Origin of the sequence: Allomuricauda sp. d1, assembly GCF_039592695.1 — a bacterium.
Taxonomy (GTDB): Bacteria; Bacteroidota; Bacteroidia; order Flavobacteriales; family Flavobacteriaceae; genus Flagellimonas_A.
The window spans coordinates 511,936-537,260 of record NZ_JBBUTK010000003.1 but is presented as its reverse complement, the minus strand read 5'-3'; the positions used below and the strand labels follow the sequence as shown (position 1 = coordinate 537,260).

Below are 25,325 nucleotides of genomic sequence, written 5' to 3'. Positions count from 1 at the left end.
CGATGAATTTCAAAAGAATTTCAATTTTTATGATTGCGGTCATGACCGCGGGAGTGCTATTTGCACAAGACAAAAAAGCGAACAACATTGATGACAGTAAGATAGGGCTACAGGGCTACAGTCCGGTGTCTTATTTAGATTTGGGCTTGGCGCAGCAAGGTTCAAAGCAGTACAAGGCAGTACACGATAAGATTGCCTATTACTTTACCTCCGCAGAGCAAAAGTCAAAATTTGAGAAAAACCCAGACAAATATTTGCCACAGTTTGGCGGCTTTTGTGCTTTTGGCGTTTATGCGGGAGCAAAATTCAGGGTTGACCCTAATAAGTTCGTGGTAAGCAATGGTAAATATTATCTGTTTTTAAACGATGTTGAAGTTGATGCCAAACAATTATGGGTGGCTGAGAAGGAATCTAAATTATTGGCAACCGCCAATAAAAACTGGAAGAACCTAAGAACCAAATCGTAGTCGTTAGCCCGACTTTTTCATGATCTAAGGCACATCGACCCAGTTGGTGTGCTTTAGTTGTTTATTTTTAAGAGGATGGAAAAACTGCTTTCAGAAATCAGAAACTGTACCGTTTGTGCAGAACATTTGCCCTTGGGCCCGCGGCCCATCGTGTCAGCCCATCCCCAATCGAAGATTGCAATCATCGGACAAGCACCGGGGACCAAAGTCCACAAGACGGGAGTGCCTTGGGATGACCCCAGTGGAAAGCAATTGCGTGAATGGTTGGGTGTTACTGACGAAAAGTTTTATGACGAAAGACTTTTTGCATTGATTCCCATGGGATTTTGTTATCCCGGAAAAGGCAAATCGGGTGATTTGCCACCTCGTCCCGAATGTGCTCCGTTATGGCATGAACCGCTATTGAAACAAATGCCAAATTTACAGTTGACGATTTTGATTGGGCAATATGCCCAGAACTATTATTTAGTCGACGGAATGGAAAAGAACTTGACCGAAACCGTAAGAAACTATAAAAACTATCTGCCCCACTATTTTGTACTGCCCCACCCATCACCCAGAAATCGGTTTTGGTTAAGCAAAAACCCATGGTTTGGGGAAGAGGTGTTGCCTGAATTAAGACAGAAAATCAATACGATACTGAAGCCCTGAGCCTAGAAAACGTTTCAGGCTTCATATTAAGGTACGATGCCAAATATTTTTGGGGAATCACTTTCAATTCTTCCGGGCAACGCCGCATAAAAGCTACATAGCGTTCTTCGGCCGATAAGGTCAACAATTCGACCTCACGAAAAAGACGGCCAAAGAGAATATCCCTAAAAAAATAGTGCCCCCATTGATGAAGTTCAGGATGTTTTTCAAAAAGGTGCAAGTACTCGTTTCTTGAAATGGCCAATAATCTTGAAGGTTTCAATGCCTCTAAAAACGTGTCGGAAGGTTTCTGGTGGATGAACGAATCAAATACCCCTGACGGACTCCCGGCATACGAGAACCCAAGTACCACTTTTTCACCTTTTTGGTCGAGGAGGTAAATAGCCTGAACCCCTTCGATGACGACATAGAAATACCTTTCGATGCTTCCCGCCTCGGTGATGAGCCCGTTTTGTTTGAAATGACGTTCTTTCCAGAGCTTTGCAAATGAAAGTTCCTCCTCTCCAGTGAAGGCAATTCCTTTAAAAACTGATTTTAAGAGCTCAAGATTCGAGTGTTCCATCCACCATAAAGATAACCATCACTCCATAATCTAGATTTATGATGCCCCCCGGGGTAGTTTACTTTTGTGATGCAAGAATTTCCTCAATCTGTACAAGATGCCGTTCTGCATGGCAAATCAGAAATTCGAATGCTTCGGGAAGGTAAAAACGAACTACAGGGCCGATTGCTGAGGCAAAAGGTCTGTGCTTCATTTGTTTCTGTCGGCTCTCCACAATACTCGATTTCAATAGCTGGTAGGCAGTAAAAAAATTTTCGAAGATGGAATCTGATGCTTCCTCGGACAAGCTTTTATCGTCCAACAACGGCTCAAACCTTTTTAAGGTCTTTATCTTAAAGGGACGTTTTTTACCCTTTGGCCTTTGCCCCTCAATAAGGAACCGTTGCCAAGGGCGGGCCTTAAAGCTCCATGAATCAAGATTGGATGATGGAGACCCAACAAGGGCATTTTCGATTTTTTTGTCATAAAGCGAATAGGCGATTCGTAGATGCTCCAATACTTCCAGCACATTCCACGATTTGGTATTTGGGGCCGTAATCAAGCGATTCAAGGGAAGCTTTTGTAATACCTCCACCTTATTGAGAATGCTGTTCAATCGCTGAATTTGCTGTTCGGGCGTCAAAACCAATGTTGCCATGACCGTTCGTTTTTTGATTGAGCCAAAGTTCTAACATTGAACTTGAATAAAAGTTGATACACATCAAGAAATAAGGAAATGGCACTAAGGAAAAGAGCCCGATTTCTAAAGCCTAATACTTAGACCCGTCATGCTTTCCCTTTTGCCAACCGTATTTTGAAAGGTATTGGTTGGCGCTTTCCACAGCACCATCTTCGATATCGGTGCCCATGCTGTCATTCCACCGGTTCAGATATCCAAAAAGAGAGATCACACCCAACATTTCCACAATTTCGCCATCGCTCCAGTGGTCGTGCAGTCGCTTTTTGATATCGGCACTCACAGTATTGGGCACCTGCGATGCGGCCACAGCAAAATCCAATGCTGCCCGTTCTGCATCAGAAAAGGCAGGGTGGGTACGGTATTCCCAAATATTGTCCAATTGCTCTTGCTCGGCACCGTAACGCTCTGCTGCACGAATGGCATGGGCCTGACAATAGCGGCACCCGGTGGCATTGCTGCTGACCCAGGCAATCAAACGTTTCAATGCTGAAGTGACCCTGCCCTCATTGGTCATTACCGCTTTGTTCAGATTGATAAAAGCTTTAGAGATAGAAGGGCGGTGCTGCATGGTCAGCACAGAATTGGGGCAAAACCCCAAAGTTTCATTAAAAAATTCGGCCAGTTCTTTGGTTTCTGGGTCGTGGTTAGGTTCAAGGGGATTTACTAGTGCCATTTGGGTTGCATTTAGTTGAGTTGGAGTATTTTTAACCATTACAAGAAACAAAAATTTATGGCGACAACAAATCATATTTCTACAAAGTGGCTTGGCAACATGGCCTTTGAGAGCAATAATCCATCGGGAATGACTTTTAATATCGATGCGAGTCCTGATGATGGGGGCGAAGGTGCGGGGCTTCGGCCCAAGGCGTTGATGCTTTCTTCATTGGCAGGATGTTCTGGGCTTGATGTGGCTTCGCTCATCAAAAAAATGAAGTTGGAAGTAGATGCTTTTCACATTGAGACTATCGGTGATTTGACCGATGAGCACCCGAAATATTATGGCACCGTGCGTATCGAATATCATTTTTATGGGAAAAACCTAAAGGAAGACAAACTGCAAAGAGCGGTAGATTTATCTGTGGAGAAATATTGTGGTGTGATGGAAATGTTCAGAAGGTTTGCGGAGTTGGAGATTAAAGTTTTATTCCATAGAGGTTAAATATAAGCACAAACACAAAATTCAAAATTTTACTCTATGAGCGATAGAAAGTTTGATTTAGAAGACCGTTTCGTTGATTTTGGGGCATTGACGGTTTTTTTCTGTGCGACACTTCATAATGACATGCCAGGTCAGTATTATGGAAATCAGCTATTGCGTTCTGCGGGAAGTTCTGCTTTGAATTTTGGCGAAATGCAGGGCACCCAAAGCGACCGTGATTTCAAGAATAAAGCTACGATCAGTCTTAAGGAGTTGAAAGAGTCGAGAATGAATCTGAGGATTTTATCCAAAGTAAATTATGGTGAATCGGAGAAAAGGGGAAAGTTGTTGGATGAGGTTGAGCAGCTTATTAAAATTATGGCCACTATAATCAAGAACAAAGGATGATTTTTTGAGTTTACGTTTACCATTTGAATTTGTATTTGCCATTTGAGTTTGTATTTTAACCCAATGCGCTGGACAATTAAGCCAATTCCTGAAAAAAAGCAAGTCGAAGAGCTTTCCGCAGCGCTGAAAGTAAATGGTTTGGTGGCGCAACTGCTTTTGCAACGAGGCATCACCACGTATGATGAGGCAAAAAAATTCTTCCGCCCAGAACTATCTGATTTGCACGACCCCTTCTTGATGAAGGATATGGATGTGGCGGTTAGCAGAATCGAAAAGGCCATTGCCGATAACGAGAATATTTTGGTCTATGGCGATTACGATGTAGATGGCACTACGGCTGTAGCTTTGTTTACAACCTACTTAAGGGAACATTATGATAATGTAGCAACTTATATTCCCGATAGATACATCGAAGGTTATGGCGTGTCGTTTCAAGGGATTGATTTCGCCGACGACAATGGTTTTTCACTCATTATTGCACTTGATTGTGGGGTGAAAGCTGTGGAACAGGTAGGTTATGCCAAGGAAAAAGGCATAGATTTCATCATCTGTGACCACCATCGGCCAGGAGCTCAACTTCCTGATGCCATTGCCATTTTAGACCCAAAACGCGAAGACTGTGAATATCCCTATAAAGAATTGTGCGGTTGTGCGGTTGGGTTTAAACTGGTTCAAGCCTTGGCAACTAAAAAAGAGAAATCAGTTGAAGATTTGCTTCCCTATTTGGATTTGGTGGCCACGGCGATTGCTGCAGACATCGTTCCCATCACAGGTGAAAATCGGGTGTTGGCCTATTTTGGGCTGCAGGTTATGAATTCAATTCCCCGTACAGGATTTCAGGCCATCATCAACCAAATCAAGAAACAGCAGCTCACCATCACCGATGTGGTGTTTATCATTGCCCCGAGAATCAACGCCGCAGGGCGTATGAAACACGGGCAGCATGCGGTCAATCTGATGATGGAAGATGATTTGGAAAAAGCAGAGGTTTTTGCCCAAGAGATTGAACAATTCAATCTTGACCGACGTGGGCTGGACCAAGAAATCACAGAAGAGGCACTCGCCCAAATTAGAGATAACCAAGAGGAAGAACGATTCACTTCTGTGGTCTATAATGAACATTGGCACAAAGGGGTCATCGGCATTGTGGCTTCCCGATTGACGGAAACCTATTATCGCCCAACCTTGGTCTTTACCAAAAGTGGGGATAAATTGGCCGCCTCGGCACGTTCCGTTAAGGGTTTTGATGTGTATGAGGCTTTGGAAGGCTGTGCCGAGTGTATCGAGCAGTTTGGCGGCCACAAATATGCAGCTGGGCTTACACTTCTTGAGGCACAGTACGGGGCTTTCAAAAAGCAATTTGAGAAAGTGGTTTCTGAAACTATCGACCAAAAGTTGCTCACACCTGAAATTCGTATTGACGCCGAGATAGATTTCCATCAAATCACACCAAAACTGATGCGAATCATCCGTCAGTTTGCCCCTTTTGGCCCAGGGAATATGACCCCTATTTTTATGACCAAGGGGGTGCAAGATACAGGGTATGGAAAAGGCGTCGGTGAGGATGAGAAACACCTAAAACTGAACCTTACCCAAAACGGCTCAAAACCCATTGGAGCGATTGGATTCAATCTTGGGGATTCAATCGAAAAAACAAGGAATAGGCAACGATTTGACATTGTTTATTCGTTGGATGAAAATGAATGGAACGGACAAGTCAGCCTGCAGCTTAAAATAAGGGATATTCGCTAGTATGGATCCCTACGCATCGCTACGATATCGAGAATTCAACATTTTTTTATTGGTTCGCTTTGCGATGGTCTTCGCCTGGTCAATGCAGTTTATTGTCATTGAATGGCAGGTATATTCATTGACCAAAGACCCGCTTTCATTGGGTCTTATTGGTTTGATGGAAATTATACCCGCTGTGGGCATCGCTTTGTTTGCAGGGCATGTGGTCGACCAAAAAGAAAAACGGAACCTTTTGATAAAATGTATTCTAGGCTTTTCGGTCATCAGTCTCGGACTTTTTTTGGTCACCTTGCCATCCGTTGAACGTGACTTTTCACAAAAGGGCATTTTGTATAGCATTTATGCCTTGGTTTTTTTCGGTGGATTGGTTCGCGCCTTTATCGGGCCCACTATTTTTTCGTTGATTGCGTTGATTGTGCCGAAAAAAATCTATCCGAATGCCGCTACGTGGAGCAGCTCCACATGGCAGGTGGCTTCCGTTTTGGGTCCCGCTTTTGCAGGATTTTCCATCAGTTGGATTGGCGTGCATTGGTCACTTTGCATCATCGTTGCATTTTCTGTTTTGGCACTGCTGTTCTTGCTACAGATTTCGCGGAAGCCGATTTTGAATCCCAAATTGGGCGAGCCTATTTTTCAAAGCCTAAAAGATGGACTTCGTTTTGTGAAAAACACAAAATCTATCTTGGGTGCCCTGACGTTGGATATGGTCGCGGTACTCTTTGGGGGAGCTGTAGCGCTGCTTCCCATTTATGCACAGGATATTTTACAAGTAGGCTCTGAGGGCTTTGGCATTCTTCGTGCGGCACCAGCTGTAGGGGCTTCCATTACGATGTTGGGGTCCACTCGATTTCCGTTGCATAAAAACGCAGGTAAAAAATTGCTCTGGGCCGTGTTCGGCTTTGGGGTCTGTATCATCGTATTCGGACTTTCAAAACTTTTCTGGCTTTCAGTAGCCGCCCTTTTTGTGAGTGGGGCTGTTGATGGGGTCTCCATGATTATCCGTCAGACCATTTTACAGTTGAAAACCCCTGACAATATGCGGGGCAGGGTGGCCTCGGTGAATTCTATTTTTGTGGGTTCTTCCAATGAGCTGGGGGCATTTGAAAGCGGTGTCACCGCCAAATTGATGGGTACGGTAACTGCAGTGGTTTTTGGCGGCTGTATGACACTTTTGACCGTGGGGGGAATGGCCGCATTCTTTCCCAAGTTCAGAAAGCTCGATTTGTCAAAGGATGTGGAAGAGCAAGAGGGCGACTAATTGCTCCTCGCAACTAGTGTTTGAATTCCTTTAGGGTCAACCGCTCCCCATCAAAAACGGCATAGGTGAAGTATTTTATCCAATCACCAAGGTTGATGTAAGTGGATGTATCGTTAAGGTCAATTTCAAGCGGAAGGTGGCGGTGTCCGAACACAAAATAATCGTAGTGTTTTGATTCCAGTTTACGTTTACAGTACTGCACAAGCCATTCTTTATCCTCACCCAAAAATTTGGCATCCGCATCCCCCGAAATAATTTTGTTGTTGATGGATAGATGTTGTGCCAACCGCACCCCCAAATCAGGGTGCAACCAACGAAAAAACCACTGCGCCACAGGATTCTTAAACACTTTTTTCATGCGTTTGAAGCCCTTATCGCCAGGGCCGAGCCCATCGCCGTGGCCAATCAAGAATTTGGTGTCATTGACTGTAAGTTCTTGTGGATTGTGGTAAACAGGTATATTGAGTTCTTCTTCAAAGTAGCCGTTCATCCAAAGGTCGTGGTTGCCCACAAAGTAATAAATGGGGGTGCCAGAATCCGTGAGTTCGGCCAATTTTCCCAAGGTTCTGGTAAAGCCCTTGGGCACCACCCGTTTGTACTCGAACCAAAAATCAAAGAGATCGCCCATCAAAAAAATGGCGGCGGCATCCACTTTTACAGCATCCAACCAAGCGACAAACTTCTTTTCTCGTGGGCGGCTTGATGTATGGTCAGGTGCCCCCAGATGGTTGTCACTGGCGAAGTATACTTTTTTGCCTTTTGGAAGTTGAATGGCGTTCATGCACCGCTAAAATACAAATACTAAGACTTTGGCGATTTGAAAAATTCGTCCCAGAGCACGGTCTCTCCGATTTCAGCGGAATGTTTGGCAGCTTCCAAAATCTGCATGACCAAAAGATTGTTCTCAATAGAGGAAACATCAAATGGCTTCACCTTCATATCTTTCTTGACTACTTGGTAGAAGTAGGCAAAAGGGTCGTGAACACCTTTTGGCAAAGGCCCAGCCTTAAAAGTTGAAGACCCTTTTTCTTCATCTTCCAAAATCTCTAGGTCTTCTCCGTTCTTGCAGATTACATAGCCTGTCTTGCCGTAGAGCTCCATATCCTTGCGGTTATGCGACCAATTCCAAGAAGCCTGTATGATGACTTGGGTGTCTGGGTAATCTAAAATGATGGTCGCATCATCGTCAACTTTTGGGTATTTTTCAGGCTTGAACTGTCGTGTCAACGCGGTCACTGATTTGGGTTCCTGCCCTTTGAGCAACCAAGTCGCCAGATTGGCCCCATAACAACCGAAGTCGGTAATTGCGCCACCGCCATTCAAAACGGGGTCTGTCAACCACTCTAAAAATTCAGGATTGCAACCAATTTCAATGGGCCCTGGATGGCCATGATGGAAAACCATTCGCTGAATGGCCCCAACAATATTCTCTTTTTCTATTACATGATATGCTTTATGGTTTGAACCATACCACGAGGTTTCATAATTGGTGAGTAAATGAACGTTATGATGCTTCGCCAAACCGACCATTTTTTGGGCATGCTCCCAACTGACTGCGAGTGGTTTTTCGACCATGATATGCACGCCTTTTGGAGCAAAGAATTCGACGGTTTTTAAATGCTCGTAAATGGAATTAAAGGCCAGAACCGCTTCTGGTTTGACGGCTTCGTACAGTTCTTCCTTGGATTTAAAGACCAAATCCATTGGATAGCCATGTTGTTTGCCATAACGTTGGGCCAAATCTTTATTAGGCTCAACGATGCCCACGATTTCCACATCACCTATTTTCTCTCGGCCTAAAATCCAGTGTACATGGGTATGGGTCAGACCTATAATGGCAACCTTGAGCGGATTGGTTTTATCAAAATAGGCGTCATCTTTTTGCAAAGCATCAGTTTCTTGGGCTTGCTGTTTTTGATTACAGCTGAGGCTTAGAGTAAGCAAAGCGAAACAGGCAATGGCAGTATGAAACAACTTCCTCATTTCCATTTAAGCAATTCAGCGTTTGAAACGTTTGTTATTTCTTATTCGCGTTATAACGTAAACTGCGATTACCAAAACGGCCAAGATGGGTAGAATCAAGTCACTGTTCAAATAGTCAAGGAGTTCCATACTATTTTTTAAATTTTTCCAACGCTTTTTTGGTTGCTTCTGATAAGGCCAATTTGCCCGACATTTCGGCTCGTTTTATTAAAAAGTCGTCCCAGTGGTCGGTGCCCTCCCAGAGCACTTGCTTCATTTTTGACAACGCTTCTGGATTGTAACTGGCCAGTTTTTCGAGATGGATGTCAATTTCTTTGTCCATTTCTACTATGGAGTCATGCACTTTTGCATACAAACCTTTTTCTTTGGCCCAATAGGCATTTTTCCATTCGGAAGGATACAATGAGAGTTCGCCCATGGCCGCTTTGCCAATTTTACGGGTCACAGCTGGCTCAATCACAAACGGACCGATACCTATTGCCACTTCGGAAAGCTTAACAGCAGCATCAACCGTGGCATGTACATAATCGCAAGCAGAAGCCAGACCAACCCCACCGCCTACTGCCTTGCCCTGAACTCGGCCTACAATTGGTTTTGAACATTTACGCATGGCATTGATGACATTGGCAAAGCCACTGAAAAATACCTTGCCCTCCTCGAGGTTTGAGATTGCCACCAATTCGTCAAAAGAAGCCCCAGCGCAGAAAGCCCGTTCCCCTTCCGATTTTAGAAGAATGACGGAAACGGCACCATTTTTTGAAAGGGAATCAAGTTCTTCGGCCAGTCGTTGCAACAATTCGGAAACAAAAGAATTACTTGCAGGATGCCCAAACTCAACATGGGCGATGTTATTTTCAATTTTGGTGTAGAGACTTCCGTTTGGTCTGTCAATTGCCATTTTCCGTAGCATTTAGTTCGTTGATGAGAGGTGTGCTCTCAGAAGCATTGTAAATGATGTTCAATTTTATAATTTTTCCTTCTTCGTTCAGTTCAAAGACATCAACGACATCAAAAACTGTCGTCTTCCCGTTTGTCAATGTCCATTTATAATTAAAATAGAGCACAAATCGATTGGAGTTGGGCTGGTCAAAAAACCCATTCAACTTGAGTTCAGAACTTTTGGTGTCATCACCAAGCTCACTATAAAAATCAGCTGCTCTTTTTTTGCCATAAACGGGCGAATGCACTATTGCATCTAAAGTGAACAAGGATAAAATTTTATCAATTTTTCCTTCAGAAAGCCAATCAAAATAATGCTCTGCAACCTGATGCTTTATTTGTGTTGTTACCATTCTACAATGAAAGTTACTTGTTTTGTAATAGGGGGCGAAATTTTTGGTAAAATTTAAAGACCAATGCCCCTCCACGAATGGCCATCCATACCACAAAGGCAATCCAGATGGCATAAAAGCCCCATCCCAGATACTTGCCCAGATAAAGTGCAGGAATAAAACCTAAAAAAGTGGCAGACAACAATACATTTCGCAGGTATTTCATTTCACCTAAGCCTTTGAACAAACCATCAAAAAGAAACGCAATGGAATTCATGGGCAAACCTAAGATCACAATGAAAAAGATGCTGTAAAAAGTAGTCAGAACGATGGTTTCATTTGAAAAGAGCCTTCCCAAAGGATAGTAAAAAATAAATCCGACAAGCATCAAGATAATACTTACGATGATTCCGTAGGTGGCAATTTTCTTAGCCAGCAACCATAAACCTTTGTAATCTTTGGCACCGAGCAGTCTGCCCCCCATACTGTTTCCGGCAGCCGCATAGCCATCAATAAAAAATGCCGCAAAAAGCCATAGATTGATGGCGATGGTGTGTGCACCAATATACTTATCACCCAAAGCCGTTGCTTCACGTACGGCAATGATCAACGCCGCATTCAGGGCAAGTGCCCGAACAAATAGGTTAAGGCTCATAAAAATCAGCCGTTTTAATTCTTTGTTCAATGGAAACCGAAGGCGCAGGCTGATATCTGTTTTGGCTCGGAACAAAAAGAAAACCAATAACGCCATCACAGCCTGAGAAATGAGGCTTGCCCAAGCGGCGCCTTCGAGATACAGTGCAGGAATCCATCCTTCAACACCATAAACAAGCATAAAATCAAGCACGATGTTCAATACAGCACCAACGATGGCAATGATCATGGGATAGAACGTGTTTTGTAGGCCCCTGAAAATTCCAAAAACGGCAAAAGTGAACAACGTCAATGGAAAGCCCCAAACCCGGATGGAATAGTAACTGACACAATACTCCAATATCTTTCCTGAAGCCTCGAAAAGCATAAAAATTTCTTCAACGATAAAAATGGTCGAGCCCAAGATGACCAAGCTCAAAAGAATGTTGAGAAAAATGGCCTGAGCGGGCAAATCTTCGACTTCGGCCAACCTGCCAGCCCCCAAATATTGTGAGACTATGGCTGAAATGGCACTTCGCGTTTGACCGAGTACCCAAATGAGCATGGATAGAAAAGAACCCACAATGCCCGCAGCGGCCAGTGATTCGAGACTATCAACGGGAATATTGCCCACAATGGCTGTATCAGTAATGGAAAGCACAGGTTCAGCAATGCCTGAAATGGTTGCCGGTATGGCCAGATTGTTGATATTTTTGAAGGTGACCGCTGTTTTTGATATCATGGGTCAGAGTACCAATTCATAACAGTGAAACGGATGTTTGCTCTGTTTCGGAAAGAAAATGTCACCCAACCTTTGGTACCCTCTTGATTCATAGAACCTTTGATTTCGCTTGTTTTGGGAAAAGGTATCGAGACGCACAGAAAGCGCTGTACGTTGTTTTGCGTGGTTCTCGGCAAAATCCATCAACGATTGGGCATGCCCTTGCCCCTGGCGCTCTGGGTGAACGCACAAACGGTGAATATAAATGTTGTTCTTTGAAGGGGTCAACCATTCAATGGGGATGTATTCCTCATCCTTATGGGTCGATATCACAACAGCACCTATGACTTTTCCGTCAGAATGTTTTATAAAAAGCTCACCCCGTTTCAAGTCATTCAAAAAGGCATCTTCAGACGGGTAATGCTCATTCCACTGATAGATTCCTTTCTTGGTCATGTGCCGTGCACAAGCCTTTGTTATGGCCATGATTTGTGGGATTTCGGCTAATTTTGCCTGACGTATCATAGTTGTACGATTTTAATAAACTGATTCAAACTTTTTTCATTTGCTAAAAAATTGCCCTTTTTCGTCCATTCTTCACCTTTTAATCGTTTCGTAACGCTGTTATGCAACTCAAAAAAGCTATCAAATGTCCAAAAAATGACTAATTTTCGCCTAAACGTAAAAAGTTTGAATCAGTTCATTGTAAATTTAGGGGATAATTAGAACAACCAAGCCATGAACAACATACTGGTACCTTTAGGAACTTCACCCAATGCCAACGAAACCCTGCAGTATGCCGTAGACTTTGCAGCTGATTTTGGAGCCCAGATTTTCATTATGGATGTTTTTACCGTAACATCAGGGGCCGGTAATTTAGGGAATGTCACCGAAAAAGTCGCCCAGAGCGGAAAAGAAGCCATCAAAGAGATTATATCAAAGATTGACACCAAAGGGCTTGACATCAAAATTGCTTCTTACAATGGTGATATCGTTGACGGGCTTATTGAAATCAAAAAAGAATTGGGCATTGACTTGATCATTATTTCTCCGAGAAGCAACGACATTAATGAAGAATATTATTTGGGCAATACCACGGGAAGAATCATCAAGCAAACCAACATACCAACGTTGATCGTACCGAAGGGCACTTCATATAAACCCATTAAGAACATTTTGACAGCCTTCAAATCAGGTATTTTAAAGCGCAGTAAAATTCTGCACCCACTTATCAGCATTATCAATAAACACAAAGCTGAGGTAAATTTATTGCTGGTCAAGACACCAGGGTATTCTGAAGAAGATCTACGGATCAATACCGCTCTTTTGGATTTAAGTAAAAAAGTCACCATATCAGAAAACCCGACCACATATCTGGGCGTATTGGAACATTTTCAGACCCAACACCCCGATTTGCTCTGTGTCTTTAGAAGAAAGCGCGGCTTCTTTCAAAAACTCTGGGAAAAAAGTACCGTTTTAAAATCAGAATTCTTTGCGCCCATCCCAGTATTGGTGCTCAGCGTCAAAAAGGATTAGTTCGAAGCATTACATTTTGAAATTGCTATAAATTGTGTTTCCTTTGTAGGCTCTTTGGGGGATTAGCTCAGCTGGCTAGAGCGCTTGCATGGCATGCAAGAGGTCACCGGTTCGACTCCGGTATTCTCCACATCAAGCAGAAAAAACCACACTTTTGTGTGGTTTTTTTGTTTTCAAGTTCTCAGAGAAGAAAGGTGTGTTCAAGCCTTATTCTCAAAACCCAAAGGGATTGGTATTCTCAAATACCTTATCATTGGTTTAGTTCCGTAAAAGGCGAATTTTCGGTACAATTAAAAAGAACGGAAAATGGAACTGACCAATCTTATCTTGATTGATAACCCCTATAGTTTCGTAAGACGGCCGTTTCTTGGTACGATGAACACCAACTGAAAAGATTAAATTAGTAATGTTCTTATGATTGATATATTATTTCTGCTCATATTTAATTATTTAATGCAGCTACCCAATAATTGATGCATCCAACAATAAAATTAGCATGAAATTTTTTTTGCCTTTTTTCTTATAACACTCTTGATTTCAAGTTGTGATCCCGTATCGGATATGGAAGAAAATATTGAAAACTTGACATCACAAACCCTTACTATTGATTTTACCTCATCCGATGAAAGTTCAAGCAAAACATTACAAATACTTCCAAATGAAATAGAAATCTTTCAGGAAAGTTTTGATGTTGGCAGCACCTTCCATGAAGCTCCACTTGTAGAATACGATTCAGTGGTCATTCAAAATCGACCAAAGTATATCCAAAAGACAGTTTAGAAACGTACCGAAAGCTTTCCCCTGATATAAAAGGGCACGCCAGGGGTAAAATGGATTTCCTCCACAGCCTCCGTTTCATTGAACAACCGACTCTCTGTGGCGAATTGGGTTTCGTTCCATTCCGTATCGAAGAGATTCTCCACGACCAATCCCAACGTCCAATTGCCTAGATTGTAATTTAGGTTGGCATCGGCCACGAAATAACCCTCTGCAACGATGGAATTGTCCTCGTTGGCCGGCCGGTCATCGATATACCGATAATTTATTCCACCGGAAAGTCCGTTTTCACAATCGATCACGAGACCCCCGACCGTGGTAAGATCGGGTGCTAAGGGAATGAAATCCTCCCCATCCACCGCTTCGATACTCCTAGCATGGGTATAATTGGCATCCGTATACAAATAGAGCCAGTCGGTGGCTTGATACCTTGCCCCCACTTCGATGCCCAACCGTCTGGTCTTGCCGCTCGGTTCCACAATTCCGGCATCCCCTACATAAACAAACTCTTGATTCAAAAAGAGCGTCCACAAGGTGGCATTGAGCACCAAACGATTCGCCGGTTTGAGTAGGGTACCCAAATCGACGCCATAGGCCGCGGGAAGGATTTCCTGACCATTGTTCGCCACTACGACCCTGGCATCATTGGAATGAAAGCCAATGCCCGTCTTCAAAAAGAACTGGGTATTTGCTGTGGGACTGTAAATAGTGTTGAACTTGGGGCTAAAGGCCACCTTCTCTTCACTTTGGTTGTCGTACAGTTCGCTCAATTTGTTCACATAATCAAACTTAAAATAGTCCAACCGCAGCACGGGATTAAAGCTAAAATCACCCGACTTGAAATCAGCGTCCAAAAAACCATGGGCATTGACTTGGTCGATATCGCCAAAAGCCAAGCGCCCCAGTATGGTCTGACGGTTCAGGGTGCGAGAGAGCTGGTTGTCATCTACATTGTCATAGCGAAAACCGACGCCCGCATTGTAGCTAAAGTCCAAATTGCCCAAACGGCCCCTTTCATTTTTGAATACCGTTCGGGCACCCAAGACCAGCCTGTCCTCAAACTGCCGGATTTGGTCGCCGTTCTCGGGGTCTTCCAAAAAGAAGGTGAAATTGGAAAACAGCTCAAAGTCATACCGCGAAAGAAAAGCATCGGTTTCCAAGACTTGTCCCGCGTTCAATTGTTTGCTGTGGTTCACGACAACATTGGTACGACTGGTCTGCCCGCCCTCGGTGTCGTCAATGGCCCCAAAACGACCAATAATGCCTTGATCTACCGCCCGTTGGGGTATTTGCCCCGATGCATCCCATTTGCTTTGGAAATGCGATGCGGTCAAAGACAGCTCCTGTTCGCCGGACAAGCTAAAATGGTAACGTCCCAAAAGATTGAGGCGATTGAAGTTTTGGGGCGATTCAAACGGGCCATCGGTCAAATAGAGTTCCGAAGCCAAATAGGCCGAACTGTTGTACTTCTCAAATAGGTCGAACATACCTACAAAACGGCGGGTGCCAAACTGGCCCGATTCGGCGGAAACAAAACTGTTGTCGATATGTTTCCTGAGCCTCAAATCGACAAATCCCGCGGTATTGAAATCTCCCTGATTGGCATAATAGGGGCCCTTACCAAAATTGATGTTCTCCAAGGTCTCTGGGATGACGAAATGGAGGTCGGCATAGCCTTGGCCGTGGGCATGCGAGACCATATTCACCGGCATGCCATCAACACTGATGGCCACATCGGTGCCATGGTCCACATCGAAGCCGCGCAGAAAGATTTGTTCGGCCTTACCCCCGCCCGCATGTTGGCCTATGATGAGCCCGGGGACTTTACGCAGGATTTCCTGTGACGACTTCACAGGGTTTGCCTGAACATCGATATCGACAATCTTGCTCAATGCATCCACTTTGGAGACCAATACCACTTGGTCCAATGAAATGGAGGCCTGTGGCAACGTGACCGTAATCGGGTTTTCCAAGGTTGAAGGTGATACCACAAGCGTTTGCGTGGCATGGCCCAAGCGCGAAAAGTAGATTGTATCGCTGACTTTTGTACGAGACAGCACAAAGCTTCCAGCACTATCTGTATGGCTGTGCTGCCCATTGGTCTTGTTGAAAATGCCCACATCTTCCAAGGGCACTCCCTCGGTGTCGAACACGTTTCCCTTAAGGGTCTGGGCAAAAGTGTAGTGTATGGCCAAAAAGGCCAATATTGATATAATATATTTCATCTGTTTTTTAATAAAATGATGCTTCCCCAACCGGAAAGCTTGACGTATTTTGGATAAACGACGGACATCCAATCCCATAGCGGGGATAATTATAGCATGTCTACTGTTGGCTCAACAGTGTTGGGGAGGTGGGGTAGGGATTTTTTCCTTATGGATAGGAACAATAGGTATGACGTATGTAATCTGTCGAAATAAACGTTTGCAGAAAATGTGTGGCGATGTACAGTCTTGGGAAATCAAGTGTTTGTCGATCAGTTTCTTGAAAAGCCTTTCCTGAGCACCATTGTTTGATTCAGAATGATCCAGCAACTGTTTGAACCAGAATATTAGCTTATGGGAATGTAAGTCTTTATGGTCATTGTTTGTTTGCAGCATCTCGTAATCCAAGAACACATGATGATGTCTCGAAGAATCTTGATGATGATGGGTGCTGTGGTCTTCAATCCAATGTGAAATATTGTGCATCAATTTCAGTACTGGTATTTGCAAGGCCCCAAGCAGATAACAGAGGCAAATGAGGGTACAACAAATCCTTACGAACGAATCAAAAAAATCGGGCTGTAGTTTTTTCGACATTGGATTTTAGCATTGCACGACCTTATTTACGAAGTTTCCGATACAATGGTTTTACCTGCATATCTTTTGAAGCTAAAGGGAGTTGATCCTTAAATCCATTTTTATTGAAAAAGAAGATTTTTGGGAAATTGGAAAATGACGGATGTGATTGTGTTATTAACTATAGGACATGGACATATTGGAGTTTCAGAAATTGAACTTTTTTTGAAACTATCAATTTTTCAAAAGCTCTAAAATCTTAATCGCCGCCTCAGAAATTTTGGTTCCGGGCCCATAGATGCCCACTGCACCTGCTTTTAGAAGAAAATCATAATCTTGTTTGGGAATTACTCCGCCAACTATGACCTTGATGTCACCCCGGCCATAGCTTTTGAGAGCTTCGATGACTTTGGGAACCAGCGTTTTATGGCCCGCTGCCAGTGAAGATACCCCAAGAATATGCACATCATTTTCTACGGCCTGCTTTGCAGCCTCTTCTGGGGTTTGAAAAAGCGGCCCAATATCAACATCAAAACCTAAATCGGCATAACCTGTGGCAACCACTTTGGCACCACGATCATGACCATCTTGCCCCATTTTGGCAATCATGATTCGTGGCCTGCGACCTTCTTGAAGGGCAATCTCATCAGACAGTTGTCGCGCTTTTTCAAAAGAGGGGTCTTTTTTCACTGCTTTGGCATATACTCCGGTAAATGATTTTATTTCAGCTTTGTGACGGCCAAAGGCCTTTTCCATGGCATCGCTGATCTCGCCCAAAGTGGCCCTTGCCCTTGCGGCTTCCACACAAAGGGAAAGGAGGTTTTCGCCCTTGCCCCGGAGCTTCAATTGGGCGTTTTCAGCAAGCTTATCCAAAAGTGAAGTTACCAAATCTTCGTTTCTTTCTGAACGTACCTTCTTTAATCTCGCAAGTTGCTGTTGGCGAACCGCTTGGTTGTCAACTTCTAAAATTTGTAGCTCGTCTTCTTTTTCTAACTGATATCTGTTGACACCGACGATGACTTCTTGGCCACTATCGATACGGGCCTGTTTTCTGGCAGCTGCCTGTTCGATACGCATTTTGGGGATGCCCGCCTCTATGGCCTTTGTCATACCGCCCAACTCCTCGACTTCTTCAATAAGTTCCCACGTTTTTTTGCATAGGTCTTCGGTCAATTGTTCCACATAACGGCTTCCGGCCCATGGATCTACCGTTTTGATGATATGGGTCTCTTGTTGCAGGTATAATTGGGTGTTACGTGCGATTCGTGCAGAAAAATCTGTGGGTAGAGCAATGGCCTCATCCAACGCATTGGTGTGCAGGCTTTGGGTGCCGCCAAAAGCAGCTGCTGAGGCTTCGATGGCTGTTCGAGCCACATTATTGAATGGATCTTGCTCGGTAAGGCTCCATCCGCTGGTTTGGCAGTGTGTTCGCAACGCCATTGATTTTGGGTTTTCTGGATTGAACTGCTTCACGATTTTCGCCCACAGCATTCTGCCGGCTCTCAGCTTGGCTATTTCCACAAAATGGTGCATCCCTATGCCCCAGAAGAAAGAGAGGCGGGGTGCAAATTCATCGATTTTGAGTCCTGCTTTTAGCCCTGTCCGGATGTATTCAAGACCATCGGCCAAAGTATAGGCAAGCTCCAATGCCGCAGTGGCGCCTGCTTCGTGCATGTGGTAGCCCGAAATGCTGATGCTGTTAAATTTGGGCATGAATTTGCTCGTGTACTCAAAAATATCGGCAATGATTTGAATGGATGGTGCGGGGGGGTAGATGTAGGTGTTCCGAACCATGAACTCTTTCAAAATATCATTTTGTATGGTTCCTGAAAGTTGCTCTGGTTTAACCCCTTGTTCTTCGGCAGCAACGATGTAGAAGGCCATGACGGGCAAAACGGCCCCGTTCATGGTCATGGAAACCGACATTTTATCCAGAGGAATGCCGTCAAAAAGAATTTTCATATCCTCAACGGAATCGATGGCGACCCCAGCTTTTCCTACATCACCAACGACGCGTTCATGGTCGCTGTCGTATCCTCTGTGCGTGGGCAAATCAAAGGCAACGGAGAGCCCTTTTTGGCCTGCGGCAAGATTTCTTCTGTAGAAGGCATTGCTTTCCTCAGCGGTGGAAAAACCGGCATACTGACGAATCGTCCACGGCCGGGTAACGTACATGGTCGAATAGGGCCCGCGTAGATAGGGGGGCATTCCTGCACCAAAACCGACATGTTCAAAGGTATTGGGCGACTGGTCCTTGTCTTTTGAACCATGTTTCAATTGAAGATTTTCAAGATTTTTTCTACTCATGCTGTCTGCATCAAATTTAATGTGGATAAAGCACAAATTCTTAAATGAACAAATACAAGATACTGCTTCTTTTTCCTATTTTGAAAAACATTGAACAAACATAATAGAAGAAGAATGGATATCAAGAATAAAGTAGCTTACATCACTGGAGGAAGCAAAGGAATTGGTTTGGGAGTTGCAAAAAGCCTTATTGATGAAGGCATGAAAGTGGCCATTAGCGGAAGAACCATGAAAACCGTTGAAGAAGCTGCAGCATCAATTGAAAGCGATGAGAATATACTTGCGCTACAATCTGATGTCACCAAGTTAGGGGATGAGCAAAATGCAATAGCAAATATTTCAAAAAAATGGGGCAAAGTCGATGTTGTTTTGGCCAATGCAGGGGTAGGGCATTTTGCACCTGTAGACGAGATGAAGCCCGAACAGTGGCACCAGATGATAGATACGAACTTGACGGGGGCCTTCAACACTTTGCAAGCATCAATTGAGGCACTAAAAAACTCAAAGGGATACTACATGACCTTGGCAAGTTTGGCGGGCACTAATTTTTTTGCCACAGGAGCTGGTTACAATGCCACCAAATTTGGTGTTGTGGGCTTTACCCAAGCTGCTATGCTAGACCTTAGAAAATACGATGTAAAAGTGACCACTATAATGCCAGGATCGGTGGCGACACATTTTAATGGCAATGTACCCGATGACTCAGATACCTGGAAGATTCAACCTGAAGACATTGGCAAGATAGTGGTGGGTTTATTAAAGATGCACCCGAGAACCTTGCCGAGTAAAATAGAAGTGCGCCCCACACGCCCTGATTTGAAATAGTCTATGTTTCTTTTTCTACAAAAGGGATTTCTGGGTCCAATATTTCAAGAACCAGTTTTTGCAATTGTGCATCAAAGTGCTGTAATACATCTTTGGTAATTGAATGTTCTGTAGTACCGTCAGGGTCTTTTCTGGTGAGTTGTAAAAATGGAGTTTTGGTCTGTTTGATGGGAATGATGCCTGCCTCAAGACTTCGACCATCGGATACATCGGAATACATTTTTGCATAGCAAAGCAACTGAAAGGCTTTGGCATATTTGGGCTCGGTGATAAGCTCATCCCAATCTGAGATTTTCAGTTCTGAGGGCAAAACCTTACCTGTTTTATAGTCAATGATACGTAATTGGCCATCCTTTTCATCAATGCGGTCCAACGTGCCCTTTAACATCAAAGGAAAATCAAGATTGGGCACTTGAATTTGGAAAGATAGTTTCTGCTCCAGAGCAAGAATCTTGATACGATGATTTTTAGATTGTTCCATCTCTCGGTCAAGAAAATTCTCAAGATATTTTAGAATCACATTATAAATGATGAGGTTTTTGCCTTGTGAAAAATCTGAACCGGGCAGTGTCTTTCTAAAGTTATCAGATAAGAAATCAGGTATTTGGCCTTTGGCCGTCAGCAATGTTTCTGGCTTTAGAAAAGTGCCTACAAATGGTTTGTATAATTCTTCCAGTGTATGATGTACAATGGTACCAAAAGTGTTCAATGCCATACTTTCATCAAAAGAATCAGGTTCCTTTATTTTCAATATGTACTGCTTGTAAAATGTCAGTGGGTCTTTGATATAGCTTGAAAGTGATGTCGGTGACAAGCCCTCTTGAGAAACCTTATGTATTGCCTTGATCAAAACAGGTGTTTTTTGAATCGTATTTGGCTCTTTCTTGTCGATTTTTATTGCTGGGGAAGCAATGCTATACCTGATTTGACCATTGATGTTCTTATCCGTCAACATTTGAGTGATAAATCTACTTTTTTCGCCACCCTCAAGCACATCAGGTTCGGTATTGTATAAGACATATATTTTTTTGGCACGCTGTAACAATCGATAAAAGTGATAGGCATAGACAGCATCTTTTTCTCGATACGTGGGCATTTTGAATTCACGCTTGACATCATACGGAATGAAGGAATTATTGCTTTTTCCGGAAGGAAGGATTCCCTCATTGACAGAGGTGACAATGACCGTATCAAAATCCAAATTACGGCTTTCGAGCATCCCCATGACCTGTAGGCCCCTATCAGGATTTCCACGATAATCCAACTTTTCAAACGAGACCATGTCGGCATACAATTGTTCAATGGTTTTTAAATCCTTAATAAATGGAAGCTCAGCATATTCTTGTAGGCGGTTAAAAATTTGTGAGAGCTTATCGATCACGGTAAGCTCTGAATTTTGTCTTTCTTTTTTTGATTCGTTTACCAAGAAATCGATGATGTCAAGACAGCGTTGAAGAAAATCTTGTAAGCTGTCCGAACAATCAAAAAAGACCTTGTCAAGAAATGGCCGCATGTCTGTACCCATCTTTATTAGGTGCTTGGGCTGTATGAACATCCAATTGTATTTTTTAATATTGGATTTGATTTTTCTCGCATGGTCTATACCGTTACTCGTCAGAATCTCTGAGGTGTAGGGGTTGGCCAAAAGCTGAAGCACTTCTTGATAAAAAAACCCCCTTTCCGTTTTTTTGATGTGCATATCAATAAGAGTGGCGAAGAAGTTGTACAGCAAATCCATGTTCAACGGTTTGCCCATGGTTATGTTGACCTCTTCAATTTTATTTGGGATGGCATTCAACATGGGCTGAAGCAGTGACTCGTCTGAAAGCACCAACGCTGTCTTATGTGCTGGGTTATACGCTTGTTTCAACAACTTTCCCACATATTTGGCCTGTGAGATGTTGTTTGAAACCCCAATGATCTCAATATCCTTTTGAGAAAGATAATTTGACGAAATGCCCTTAAAACTTCTTTTGTCATAGTATGGCCACGCTTGCCTGTACCCTCTAATAAAGAATGAAGCAGCATGTATGTTATCCTCAAAAAAGTAAGTGTCTAAATCCCAATAGATTTCTGTGTCCTCATTTTGAAGTAAATATTTGATGATTTCACTTTCAGCGGTGTTAAGGGCATTAAAGCCTACAAAGATGAATTTTTTATAATCTGTGTTTTTTACATACGATTCTAGGTGTTCAAATGCTTTTCTGTACATAAGGCCTTGATATGCCAGATTTTTTGAAACAAGGTTTGCCTTGAAATCATCATAAATAGGTTTGAGCGCTTTCCAAAAATCAAGGTAGTTGGTAATCAACGGACTTTCATCTTCGTTTAGATTCCATGCCTTTATTTTTTTTAATGCCGACATGTATGAAAAGAAACTGTCAGTATTGACCAGATACCGGTCTATCTCGTTAAAGTCTTGAAGTAATAGTCTGGCCCATTTGGAAAACAAATAGAAGTCGTCTTTTTGTTTGATTGCAGACCAGAGATAAGATTGGTAAAGCAAAAACAATTGCTCGGTATCGCTAGCGGCATCGAGATTGGATATTTCTTCTACGAACTGCTCAATGCTTATAATTTTTGGGGATAGAATAGGCTTATGAACATGCCTTGCCAAACTTTTCTTTAAAAAACTTGCAGCACGTTTACTGGGTAGAACAAACAAGGAATCACTTAAAAGCTTTTCGAAGCGATCAATAACATCTAAAGCGGTCTCGTCAATAAAAGAGGTTACTCGATAATCGAGATTTGCATGCTCCAACGCTTGTGTCGAAATTTTAAGTTACTGTTCCTTTGAATGCCGCACGGGCTTGCCCCGAGGTAGTGTACTTTAAAAATAAAAAAAGCTCCGCAACTGCGGAGCTTTTTATGGATTATTAAGTGTTGGTTACACCTAAACTTTTTATTTAACCAAATTGATTTCGGTTCTTCTGTTCTGAGCTCTTCCAGCTCTAGTGTTATTGCTTGCTATTGGTCTGTCTTCACCGTATCCGATAGCAGTCAATCTATCAGCGGCAATACCTTCTTTGATCAAGAAGTCGCGAACTGAATTTGCGCGCTCTTCAGACAGTCTTTGATTGAGCTTGGCACTACCTACACTATCGGTGTGTCCTTCAACTGTAAATTTCGCAGTTGGATATTCGTTCAAAATTTGAATGATATCAACAAAAACTGAAGTTGACTCAGGCTTCAAAGAAGACTTACCTGTATCGAACAAGATTGTTCTTGCGTAGTCGTTCAATTGCTTTTGAACTTCTTCAGTTACTTCAGGGCAACCGTTGTTTGCAACTGTACCTGCAACATCTGGACACTGGTCATCTTTGTCAAGTACGCCATCACCATCTGTATCTGGCCATGGGCAACCATTGTTTTCAGCAGGACCAGCCTCGTTAGGACACTGATCATCTTTATCAGCAACACCGTCGCCGTCTGCATCTGGGCACCCAGCCAAAGCTTCTAGACCAGCTTCGTTAGGACAAGCATCGTCTTTATCAGCGATACCATCGCCGTCAGCATCAGGACATCCATTCAATTCTTTTAAACCAGCTTCATTAGGACAATCGTCTTTTCCATCTTCGATACCATCTCCGTCAGAATCAGGACAACCGTTGAATGCTTCAAGACCAGCTACTTCTGGGCAAGCATCGTCTTTATCGTAGATGCCATCACCGTCAGTATCAGTACCGCCGAAACGGATTGAAAGACCAGCCAAGTGCTGTAAATGCGTTACACCGTAATCTTCAAAGGCATGCTTGTACTGAGTTTGTAAAGTGACACCGAAGTTATCTGAAAACCAATAGTTTAAGCCCACACCACCATTTACGGTACCGGCACCGATTTCATCAACCCAAGTATAACCACCTCCAATTTCGACGAATGGGTCTAATTTTGTGTTTTGTAAAATATTGTATTTGATAGTACCATCGATAGCGTAGTGCGACAAATCGTCTACAGCGACATCTCCTAATTTGGAAATTCTATTTAAAGACCCCCTAGCACCAACGGAAAAACCATCACCGATGTATCTAGAAACCCCAACGTAAGAAATCGATGGAAGAATGTTCCAATGGTCATTCGCATTGAAGAACTCGTTGCCAAATGAACTTGTTTGACCTAAAGCTTCTGACAACTGGCTTGCATTTGCTGGGTAAGTGTCAATGGCATTGACCCCGATGCTTACCTGCCATGGGTTATTCTCGTCTTGCGCTTGTATGCTGTTTAAGCCAAAAATCATTAGGGCTGCAACAACTAATTTGCTAAGATGTTTCATGTTCACAATTTTAAGTTTAAGTGTTTATCAGCTGCAAATGTAAGTTGTTAAGAACTATTAACAAAATCAATCGTTTATTTTTTTTAGTGCATTACATGGAAAAAATAACGCATTTAAACGATGTTTAAGTCCTTTCCGACTTCAATAAATGCTTTAATGGCTTTATCTAGATGTTCTTTTTCATGGGCTGCCGAAAGCTGTACCCGTATTCGCGCTTTGCCCTTTGGAACAACCGGATAGAAAAACCCAATGACATAGATGCCTTTTTCCAATAACATATCGGCCATCTGTTGTGAAAGCTTTGCATCGTAGAGCATAACAGGAACAATTGCTGAATCTCCTTCTATGATATCAAAACCGGCCTCTTTCATGCCATTTTTGAAATATTCGGTATTCTTGCTCAACTTGTTACGTAGTGTATGGTCGTTCTTGAGCATGTCAAATACCTTAATGGAAGCACCCACTATGGCTGGGGCCAAAGAATTGGAGAACAAATAGGGTCTTGAACGCTGTCTGAGTATTTCTATGATTTCTTTTTTCCCGGTGGTATAGCCGCCCATGGCACCGCCCATGGCCTTTCCCAGAGTTCCTGTTATGATATCGATTCGGTTCATGACATTTTTTTCCTCCAATGTTCCACGGCCGGTCTTACCAATGAATCCTGTCGCATGGCACTCATCGATCATGACCAGGGCATCGTATTTTTCGGCCACATCGCAAATTTCATCCAACGGAGCGAGCAATCCATCCATAGAAAATACACCATCGGTGACAATGATTTTGAATCTCGCTCCATCTTTGTCCGCTTGGATCAACTGCTTTTCAAGGTCAGCCACATTGCCATTATCATACCGATACCTTTTAGCTTTGCACAATCGCACACCATCAATGATGGAAGCATGGTTCAAAGCATCTGAAATGATGGCATCTTCTGCGGTAAGCAATGGTTCGAATACCCCGCCATTGGCGTCAAATGCGGCAGCATACAAAATGGTGTCTTCTGTTCCGTAGAAATCAGCGATTTTCTTTTCTAGCTCTTTGTGAATGTCTTGGGTGCCACAAATGAAGCGAACTGAAGACATGCCGAAACCATGTGAATCCAACGCATCCTTGGCGGCTTTAATGACTTCTGGATGGGATGAAAGCCCCAAATAGTTGTTGGCGCAGAAGTTGATGACCTCTTGCCCGGTCGAAATTTTAATAACGGCACCTTGTGGAGATGTAATGATACGCTCTTTTTTGAACAATCCGGCATTGCGAATCTCTTCAAGTTCGTTTTGTAAATGTGTCTTGATTTTTCCGTACAT

At 43.2% G+C, this 25,325-nt stretch carries 23 protein-coding genes and 1 tRNA gene; 10 read left to right on the top strand and 14 right to left on the bottom strand.

What is annotated here, in order from left to right; all coding sequences use genetic code 11:
* Positions 1–2: 2 nt before the first annotated feature.
* Together AAAH86_RS14180 and AAAH86_RS14175 are read left to right on the top strand one after the other, a co-directional pair.
* On the top strand, positions 3–467 hold the full coding sequence (locus AAAH86_RS14180) for a YHS domain-containing (seleno)protein (protein WP_343488306.1): 465 nt from the start codon (positions 3–5) through the stop codon (positions 465–467).
* Between the two features lie 75 nt (positions 468–542).
* Positions 543–1,118: a uracil-DNA glycosylase family protein gene (locus tag AAAH86_RS14175; RefSeq protein WP_343488305.1), complete on the top strand. Its 576-nt coding sequence runs from the start codon at positions 543–545 to the stop codon at positions 1,116–1,118.
* Here AAAH86_RS14175 and AAAH86_RS14170 read toward each other — a convergent pair.
* From AAAH86_RS14170 to AAAH86_RS14160, 3 genes are all read right to left on the bottom strand, one after another.
* Complete coding sequence (locus tag AAAH86_RS14170) at positions 1,096–1,680, bottom strand: Crp/Fnr family transcriptional regulator (RefSeq protein WP_343488304.1); 585 nt, start codon at positions 1,678–1,680, stop codon at positions 1,096–1,098. The two genes, AAAH86_RS14175 and AAAH86_RS14170, sit on opposite strands and share 23 nt — an antisense overlap.
* Before the next feature lie 58 nt (positions 1,681–1,738).
* The gene (locus tag AAAH86_RS14165; RefSeq protein ID WP_343488303.1) at positions 1,739–2,317 is read right to left on the bottom strand and encodes a hypothetical protein; all 579 of its coding nucleotides are present in this window, start codon (positions 2,315–2,317) and stop codon (positions 1,739–1,741) included.
* A 112-nt stretch (positions 2,318–2,429) separates the two neighbouring features.
* Complete coding sequence (locus tag AAAH86_RS14160) at positions 2,430–3,032, bottom strand: carboxymuconolactone decarboxylase family protein (protein ID WP_343488302.1); 603 nt, start codon at positions 3,030–3,032, stop codon at positions 2,430–2,432.
* Positions 3,033–3,089: 57 nt separating this feature from the next.
* Between AAAH86_RS14160 and AAAH86_RS14155 the strand changes: the two genes are divergently transcribed.
* The 4 genes from AAAH86_RS14155 (at position 3,090) to AAAH86_RS14140 (ending at position 6,915) form a co-directional block, all read left to right on the top strand.
* Positions 3,090–3,518 (top strand): OsmC family protein, encoded by a 429-nt coding sequence (locus tag AAAH86_RS14155; RefSeq protein ID WP_343488301.1) that lies wholly within the window; start codon positions 3,090–3,092, stop codon positions 3,516–3,518.
* A 36-nt stretch (positions 3,519–3,554) separates the two neighbouring features.
* Entirely contained in the window at positions 3,555–3,905 is a 351-nt protein-coding gene (locus tag AAAH86_RS14150) for a four helix bundle protein (RefSeq protein WP_343488300.1), read from the top strand.
* A gap of 63 nt (positions 3,906–3,968) precedes the next feature.
* Entirely contained in the window at positions 3,969–5,657 is a 1,689-nt protein-coding gene (gene recJ / locus AAAH86_RS14145) for a single-stranded-DNA-specific exonuclease RecJ (RefSeq protein WP_343488299.1), read from the top strand.
* Between the two features lies 1 nt (position 5,658).
* On the top strand, positions 5,659–6,915 hold the full coding sequence (locus AAAH86_RS14140; protein WP_343488298.1) for an MFS transporter: 1,257 nt from the start codon (positions 5,659–5,661) through the stop codon (positions 6,913–6,915).
* A 13-nt stretch (positions 6,916–6,928) separates the two neighbouring features.
* Here the strand turns inward: AAAH86_RS14140 and AAAH86_RS14135 are convergent, their stop codons facing one another.
* The 6 genes from AAAH86_RS14135 to AAAH86_RS14110 form a co-directional block, all read right to left on the bottom strand.
* Positions 6,929–7,696 carry a UDP-2,3-diacylglucosamine diphosphatase gene (locus tag AAAH86_RS14135; protein ID WP_343488297.1) on the bottom strand — a complete coding sequence of 256 codons (768 nt, stop codon included), beginning with the start codon at positions 7,694–7,696 and terminating at the stop codon, positions 6,929–6,931.
* Between the two features lie 20 nt (positions 7,697–7,716).
* Complete coding sequence (locus AAAH86_RS14130) at positions 7,717–8,898, bottom strand: Gfo/Idh/MocA family oxidoreductase (RefSeq protein ID WP_343488296.1); 1,182 nt, start codon at positions 8,896–8,898, stop codon at positions 7,717–7,719.
* A gap of 130 nt (positions 8,899–9,028) precedes the next feature.
* On the bottom strand, positions 9,029–9,796 hold the full coding sequence (locus AAAH86_RS14125; RefSeq protein ID WP_343488295.1) for an enoyl-CoA hydratase/isomerase family protein: 768 nt from the start codon (positions 9,794–9,796) through the stop codon (positions 9,029–9,031).
* Complete coding sequence (locus tag AAAH86_RS14120; protein WP_343488294.1) at positions 9,786–10,190, bottom strand: nuclear transport factor 2 family protein; 405 nt, start codon at positions 10,188–10,190, stop codon at positions 9,786–9,788. Before AAAH86_RS14120 ends, AAAH86_RS14125 begins: the two co-directional genes overlap by 11 nt.
* A gap of 13 nt (positions 10,191–10,203) precedes the next feature.
* Entirely contained in the window at positions 10,204–11,544 is a 1,341-nt protein-coding gene (locus AAAH86_RS14115; RefSeq protein WP_343488293.1) for an MATE family efflux transporter, read from the bottom strand.
* A 3-nt stretch (positions 11,545–11,547) separates the two neighbouring features.
* Complete coding sequence (locus AAAH86_RS14110; RefSeq protein WP_343488292.1) at positions 11,548–12,048, bottom strand: GNAT family N-acetyltransferase; 501 nt, start codon at positions 12,046–12,048, stop codon at positions 11,548–11,550.
* Positions 12,049–12,261: 213 nt separating this feature from the next.
* On the opposite strand from AAAH86_RS14110, the gene AAAH86_RS14105 reads away from it, so the two are divergent.
* From AAAH86_RS14105 to AAAH86_RS14095, 3 genes are all read left to right on the top strand, one after another.
* Positions 12,262–13,059, top strand: coding sequence for a universal stress protein (locus AAAH86_RS14105; RefSeq protein WP_343488291.1), 798 nt, complete (start codon positions 12,262–12,264; stop codon positions 13,057–13,059).
* A gap of 56 nt (positions 13,060–13,115) precedes the next feature.
* A tRNA-Ala gene (locus AAAH86_RS14100) sits at positions 13,116–13,189 on the top strand.
* A 431-nt stretch (positions 13,190–13,620) separates the two neighbouring features.
* A complete protein-coding gene (locus AAAH86_RS14095) occupies positions 13,621–13,839 on the top strand; it encodes a hypothetical protein (RefSeq protein ID WP_343488290.1) in 219 nt (72 codons plus the stop codon).
* Here the strand turns inward: AAAH86_RS14095 and AAAH86_RS14090 are convergent.
* Complete coding sequence (locus tag AAAH86_RS14090; protein WP_343488289.1) at positions 13,836–16,061, bottom strand: TonB-dependent receptor plug domain-containing protein; 2,226 nt, start codon at positions 16,059–16,061, stop codon at positions 13,836–13,838. The two genes, AAAH86_RS14095 and AAAH86_RS14090, sit on opposite strands and share 4 nt — an antisense overlap.
* Before the next feature lie 789 nt (positions 16,062–16,850).
* Complete coding sequence (scpA, locus tag AAAH86_RS14085; protein WP_343488288.1) at positions 16,851–18,923, bottom strand: methylmalonyl-CoA mutase; 2,073 nt, start codon at positions 18,921–18,923, stop codon at positions 16,851–16,853.
* A gap of 114 nt (positions 18,924–19,037) precedes the next feature.
* Between scpA and AAAH86_RS14080 the strand changes: the two genes are divergently transcribed.
* Positions 19,038–19,748 carry an SDR family oxidoreductase gene (locus tag AAAH86_RS14080; protein ID WP_343488287.1) on the top strand — a complete coding sequence of 237 codons (711 nt, stop codon included), beginning with the start codon at positions 19,038–19,040 and terminating at the stop codon, positions 19,746–19,748.
* 1 nt (position 19,749) lies between these two features.
* Here the strand turns inward: AAAH86_RS14080 and AAAH86_RS14075 are convergent, their stop codons facing one another.
* The 3 genes from AAAH86_RS14075 to kbl form a co-directional block, all read right to left on the bottom strand.
* Positions 19,750–22,365, bottom strand: a complete 2,616-nt coding sequence (locus AAAH86_RS14075; RefSeq protein ID WP_343488286.1) for a PD-(D/E)XK nuclease family protein — start codon at positions 22,363–22,365, stop codon at positions 19,750–19,752.
* Between the two features lie 285 nt (positions 22,366–22,650).
* A complete protein-coding gene (locus AAAH86_RS14070) occupies positions 22,651–24,018 on the bottom strand; it encodes an OmpA family protein (RefSeq protein WP_343488285.1) in 1,368 nt (455 codons plus the stop codon).
* 113 nt (positions 24,019–24,131) lie between these two features.
* The gene (gene kbl / locus AAAH86_RS14065) at positions 24,132–25,325 is read right to left on the bottom strand and encodes a glycine C-acetyltransferase (RefSeq protein ID WP_343488284.1); all 1,194 of its coding nucleotides are present in this window, start codon (positions 25,323–25,325) and stop codon (positions 24,132–24,134) included.

What these genes read in the sequence shown, in the direction of transcription:
- AAAH86_RS14180 (WP_343488306.1), top strand. Translation starts at nt 3, where the DNA reads ATGAATTTCAAAAGAATTTCAATTTTTATGATTGCGGTCATGACCGCG.
- AAAH86_RS14175 (WP_343488305.1), top strand. Translation starts at nt 543, where the DNA reads ATGGAAAAACTGCTTTCAGAAATCAGAAACTGTACCGTTTGTGCAGAA.
- AAAH86_RS14170 (WP_343488304.1), bottom strand. Translation starts at nt 1,680, where the DNA reads ATGGAACACTCGAATCTTGAGCTCTTAAAATCAGTTTTTAAAGGAATT.
- AAAH86_RS14165 (WP_343488303.1), bottom strand. Translation starts at nt 2,317, where the DNA reads ATGGCAACATTGGTTTTGACGCCCGAACAGCAAATTCAGCGATTGAAC.
- AAAH86_RS14160 (WP_343488302.1), bottom strand. Translation starts at nt 3,032, where the DNA reads ATGGCACTAGTAAATCCCCTTGAACCTAACCACGACCCAGAAACCAAA.
- AAAH86_RS14155 (WP_343488301.1), top strand. Translation starts at nt 3,090, where the DNA reads ATGGCGACAACAAATCATATTTCTACAAAGTGGCTTGGCAACATGGCC.
- AAAH86_RS14150 (WP_343488300.1), top strand. Translation starts at nt 3,555, where the DNA reads ATGAGCGATAGAAAGTTTGATTTAGAAGACCGTTTCGTTGATTTTGGG.
- recJ (WP_343488299.1), top strand. Translation starts at nt 3,969, where the DNA reads ATGCGCTGGACAATTAAGCCAATTCCTGAAAAAAAGCAAGTCGAAGAG.
- AAAH86_RS14140 (WP_343488298.1), top strand. Translation starts at nt 5,659, where the DNA reads ATGGATCCCTACGCATCGCTACGATATCGAGAATTCAACATTTTTTTA.
- AAAH86_RS14135 (WP_343488297.1), bottom strand. Translation starts at nt 7,696, where the DNA reads ATGAACGCCATTCAACTTCCAAAAGGCAAAAAAGTATACTTCGCCAGT.
- AAAH86_RS14130 (WP_343488296.1), bottom strand. Translation starts at nt 8,898, where the DNA reads ATGAGGAAGTTGTTTCATACTGCCATTGCCTGTTTCGCTTTGCTTACT.
- AAAH86_RS14125 (WP_343488295.1), bottom strand. Translation starts at nt 9,796, where the DNA reads ATGGCAATTGACAGACCAAACGGAAGTCTCTACACCAAAATTGAAAAT.
- AAAH86_RS14120 (WP_343488294.1), bottom strand. Translation starts at nt 10,190, where the DNA reads ATGGTAACAACACAAATAAAGCATCAGGTTGCAGAGCATTATTTTGAT.
- AAAH86_RS14115 (WP_343488293.1), bottom strand. Translation starts at nt 11,544, where the DNA reads ATGATATCAAAAACAGCGGTCACCTTCAAAAATATCAACAATCTGGCC.
- AAAH86_RS14110 (WP_343488292.1), bottom strand. Translation starts at nt 12,048, where the DNA reads ATGATACGTCAGGCAAAATTAGCCGAAATCCCACAAATCATGGCCATA.
- AAAH86_RS14105 (WP_343488291.1), top strand. Translation starts at nt 12,262, where the DNA reads ATGAACAACATACTGGTACCTTTAGGAACTTCACCCAATGCCAACGAA.
- AAAH86_RS14095 (WP_343488290.1), top strand. Translation starts at nt 13,621, where the DNA reads ATGGAAGAAAATATTGAAAACTTGACATCACAAACCCTTACTATTGAT.
- AAAH86_RS14090 (WP_343488289.1), bottom strand. Translation starts at nt 16,061, where the DNA reads ATGAAATATATTATATCAATATTGGCCTTTTTGGCCATACACTACACT.
- scpA (WP_343488288.1), bottom strand. Translation starts at nt 18,923, where the DNA reads ATGAGTAGAAAAAATCTTGAAAATCTTCAATTGAAACATGGTTCAAAA.
- AAAH86_RS14080 (WP_343488287.1), top strand. Translation starts at nt 19,038, where the DNA reads ATGGATATCAAGAATAAAGTAGCTTACATCACTGGAGGAAGCAAAGGA.
- AAAH86_RS14070 (WP_343488285.1), bottom strand. Translation starts at nt 24,018, where the DNA reads ATGAAACATCTTAGCAAATTAGTTGTTGCAGCCCTAATGATTTTTGGC.
- kbl (WP_343488284.1), bottom strand. Translation starts at nt 25,325, where the DNA reads ATGTACGGAAAAATCAAGACACATTTACAAAACGAACTTGAAGAGATT.